Source organism: Mycobacterium sp. (assembly GCF_035506235.1).
Taxonomy (GTDB): domain Bacteria; phylum Actinomycetota; class Actinomycetes; order Mycobacteriales; family Mycobacteriaceae; genus Mycobacterium.
On the sequence record NZ_DATJPU010000203.1, the window covers coordinates 1 to 3849 of the forward strand.

Annotated in this window: 3 protein-coding genes; 2 read left to right on the forward strand and 1 reads right to left on the reverse strand. The window is 66.7% G+C overall.

The window, feature by feature from the left end; genetic code table 11:
- The first annotated feature begins 215 nt into the window (after positions 1–215).
- Both VMD50_RS18885 and istB read left to right on the forward strand, forming a co-directional pair.
- Positions 216–1568, forward strand: a complete 1353-nt coding sequence (locus VMD50_RS18885; RefSeq protein ID WP_325429538.1) for a Mu transposase domain-containing protein — start codon at positions 216–218, stop codon at positions 1566–1568.
- On the forward strand, positions 1565–2437 hold the full coding sequence (gene istB, locus VMD50_RS18890) for an IS21-like element helper ATPase IstB (protein ID WP_325429540.1): 873 nt from the start codon (positions 1565–1567) through the stop codon (positions 2435–2437). Before VMD50_RS18885 ends, istB begins: the two co-directional genes overlap by 4 nt.
- 225 nt (positions 2438–2662) lie before the next feature.
- Here the strand turns inward: istB and VMD50_RS18895 are convergent, their stop codons facing one another.
- Positions 2663–2959: a hypothetical protein gene (locus VMD50_RS18895; RefSeq protein ID WP_325429542.1), complete on the reverse strand. Its 297-nt coding sequence runs from the start codon at positions 2957–2959 to the stop codon at positions 2663–2665.
- Positions 2960–3849: the final 890 nt, after the last annotated feature.

Here is a 3849-nt window from a genome sequence, read left to right on the forward strand (position 1 = left end):
ATTAACTCCCGTCGGGTCACAAGGTCACACTTCAACCGGCCCTTCGGCTGGCGGTCGAGCCGGACGGGGCACAGCGCTGATCGCGCTCGCTGAAATTCCCCACTGATGCTCATTGAAATTCCCCACCCGTGTGGCTCCGCCGATGAAGGCGGACCTCGTTCGATGCTGCTGGTGTCTGACGCCAGTAGCTCGTCTCGAAGGAGGTCCGCTTTCTCATGCTCACATGGGAGGACGATGTGGAAGTACATGCCCTGCGCAAGCGTGGTTGGTCGATCTCGGCGATCGCCCGGCATACCGGCCGTGACCGCAAGACGGTGCGCGCCTATCTGGCCGGGGAGCGCACGCCTGGGGTGCGGGCACGGCCGGGCCCGGATCCGTTTGAGCCGTTCGTCGATTACGTTTCGGCCCGGCTGCTCGAGGACCCGCATCTGTGGGCCCGGACGCTGCTTGACGAGCTGGAGGAGCTGGGATTTTCGCTGTCGTATCCGAGCCTGACCCGCAACATCCGCGTACGCGGGCTGCGCCCGGACTGTGAGGCGTGCCGGTCAGTGCTCGATCGGCCCAACGCGATCATCACCCATGAGCCGGGAGACGAAACCCAGTGGGACTGGCTGGATTTGCCGAATCCACCCGCAGCCTGGGGGTGGGGTCGTATGGCGCATCTGTTGGTCGGGTCGCTGGCACATTCGGGTAAGTGGCGCGCGGCACTGTCGCCGTCGATGGATCAGCCGCATCTGGTGGCCGGCATTGACCGGGTGGTACGTGCGTTGGGCGGGGTCAGCCGGGTGTGGCGGTTCGACCGGATGGCCACGGTGTGCGATCCGGGCTCGGGGCGCATCACCGCGTCGTTCGCCGGGGTGGCCAAGCACTACGGGGCCTCGGTGGCGGTATGTGCGGCACGGCGCGGCAACCGCAAGGGAGTGGTGGAAAAGGTCAATCACACCGCCGCTCAACGCTGGTGGCGCACCCTGGCCGACGAGCTGTCGGCCGAGGCCGCCCAGGCCGACGTGGACCGCTTCGCCTCCCTGCGTGGCGACACCCGGCTGCGGGCGACCACCGACGGGCGGGCCACGGTCGCTACCGTGGCCGCCGCCGAGCCATTGGCGCCGGCGCCGGCCGCGCCCTACCCGGTGATCGTGGCCGAGCAGCGGATCGCCTCGCGCCAAGCGCTGGTGCCCTATAAGGGCAACCGCTATTCGGTGCCCCCGGAGCTGGCCGCCGCCTCGGTAGTGGTGTCCCACCCGGTGGGTGCTGACTACCTCGACATCGCCACCCCGGCGGGGATCGTCGTGGCACGGCATAAGCGGGCAGCTGATGGACTCGGCGTCACCGTGCGCGATAGCGGGCATGTGATCGCCCTGGACACCGTAGCCATGGCCGCCGCCACTAGCACCCGTCCGCACCGGCGCAAGGACCGCATCCCGCCCGGGCCCGCAGCCCGTGCGGCCGCCGCACAACTGCGCAACCAACTCACCAACAGCACCCAATCAGCAACGACAACAACCGATTCCACAATCATCGACCTGTCCGCCTACGAGCGGGCCGCCCAGCAAAGGACCATCAAATGAGCACCCCCAAGACCACCCGCCCCGCCCGCGCTGAGACCACCGCTCAAGCCGCCAGCCGCTACCAGCGGGTGCGGGCCCACCTGGCCGAACTGAAACTGCTTGCCGCCGCCGAAGCCCTACCCACGATGCTCGATGACGCCAACGCCCGACAACTCTCGCTGACCGCGGCGCTGGAGAAGCTGCTGGCCGTCGAGGTCGACGCCAGCCGCGCACGCCGGCTCGCCGGACGGCTGCGGTTCGCCTGCATCCCCACACCGGCCACCCTGGACAACTTCGACGTTGACGCCGCCGCCGGCATCGACCGCAAGCTCGTCGACGAACTGGCCACCTGCCGCTACCTGGAATCGGCCACCAACATTTTGTTGGTGGGAACGCCCGGAACGGGCAAGACCCACCTGGCGGTGGGTTTGGCCCATGCCGCCGCGCACGCCGGCTACCGCACCTACTTCACCACCGCCGCCGACCTGGCCGCTCGCTGCCACCGTGCTGCCATCGAGGGCCGCTGGGCCACCACCATGCGGTTCTATGCAGGACCAACGCTGTTGGTGATCGATGAACTTGGCTACCTTCCGCTGCCCGCTGAGGCTGCTGCAGCGCTGTTTCAGGTTGTCTCCCAACGATATTTGAAATCGTCTATCGTCATCACTACCAACCGAGGCGTCGGCTCGTGGGGAGAAGTCCTCGGCGACACCACCGTCGCGGCCGCCATGCTCGACAGGCTCCTGCACCGATCGATCGTCATTAACCTCGAAGGCGATTCCTACCGACTGCGTGACCACCAAGCCGCCGCAGACAGCCTCCGCCGCGCCGCCGCAGCAGCCCGCCAACCCGCTACACTGACCACGCCCGCAGGTGGGGAATTTCGATGAGCACACCTGGGGAATTTCGACGAGCGTCATCAACTACCGACAACTCATCACAACGGCCCCACTCACCACGCCGAGTGGGGCCGTTCTCACACCCACACCGTCGTCAACCTCGATGACGCCGTCACCGCCATCTTCACCGCGACGCAACGCGGCCGTCGGCGCGACTGAAGCCCAGGCTTACGTCGCTTGCACACGCAACCGAAACGAGTCACCGGTTGCGGTCGGTCACTCCTTTGTGCCGCCCGGCTTGCTACTCAACGCCCCGCTCGCGGTGCGCGTGATGCTGCGCAGCAACTCGATCAGCGCTGTGAAGAGTTCGTCGGCCAAGTCCAGGCCGCCGTCGATGAGGGCCTTACGCCGCGACGCGTCTACGAGCGCGGGAGTCTCCTCCCCGAGGGCGTCAACGAACTTGCGCACAGCCGCGATCGCGGCTCGCCGCGAGGCGTCGACCGACTCGAGCACCTCGTCGGACACGGCGCCCACTCGCTCCACAACAGTCTGCTTCTCGGTGCTCTCGGTCATGATTGCGCTTCCTTAGGGGTTGAATGCAGAAACGAGTCTTCAATAACTCGGCATCAGAATGCCCTCCGAACCCCGGCGTTTAATAGGGCCCATGGTCCCTTCCATACCCGATGTGAACCGTCCCCAGAGGGAGTGCGACGTAGTGGCACGGCGGTGGGGCGGCCGGTTAAACCCCTCACCCCCTTGCGATGCGGACTTTCTGGGTATATGGGCCCGTCAGCGTCGATCGTGGGCGGGCCGCACTCCGTCGAGTTCTCGGCGTACCGTCTGGCGGTCGCGTCGCCGCTGGGCCCGCACCGCGCGCTGGTGATCGGCCTTGTCGCTAGCAGCCGCCATGCACCAGTCGACCGGTGATACCAGCTGTCTTTGCGACCTCGGCCATTGGTGACACCTCCGTCTAGGCCGAAGTTACGCGCGCCGAGCGCGTTAGGAGGGGATCGTCCAGCGATCATGACCTGAGCAGAAGCTCGTCGTCACCTGCGGGTGGGAGTCCGGTCCGGGTAGTTGCCAGGAAGCCCGGCAGGCTGGCGGCTCGGTCTGGAAACGGGCCGGGTCGAAGCCCAGCGTCGAAAGCCACGGTGGTGGGAGCAACTGTGCGGTCCGTAGCGTGAAGCGAAGCCTGCCGCGTCGTTCGGGGATAAGTACAGTGCCGAGCCGCGGTAATCACGGCGAAGGCCACGGAAGCGGTGAAGATCCTGGAGGTGCAGCCGTGAAGGACTGTCCGGCGTACGGGGCGCGGAACGTTCAGAAGGTGGCGGCGGGAACTGGGGTTGCGACACGATGTCGCGAGTGGTGAGTGAGCTGGTCAAGGAGGTCTGGCTGATGCCAGGGACGTAGCTACGGGTTTGTGTTCGTCCTGTCCCCGCCGTGACGTGCGTGGCCGGTTCCTG

Coding starts and splice junctions, on each gene's coding strand:
- VMD50_RS18895 (WP_325429542.1), bottom strand. CDS start 2,959: ATGACCGAGAGCACCGAGAAGCAGACTGTTGTGGAGCGAGTGGGCGCC.
- VMD50_RS18885 (WP_325429538.1), top strand. CDS start 216: ATGCTCACATGGGAGGACGATGTGGAAGTACATGCCCTGCGCAAGCGT.
- istB (WP_325429540.1), top strand. CDS start 1,565: ATGAGCACCCCCAAGACCACCCGCCCCGCCCGCGCTGAGACCACCGCT.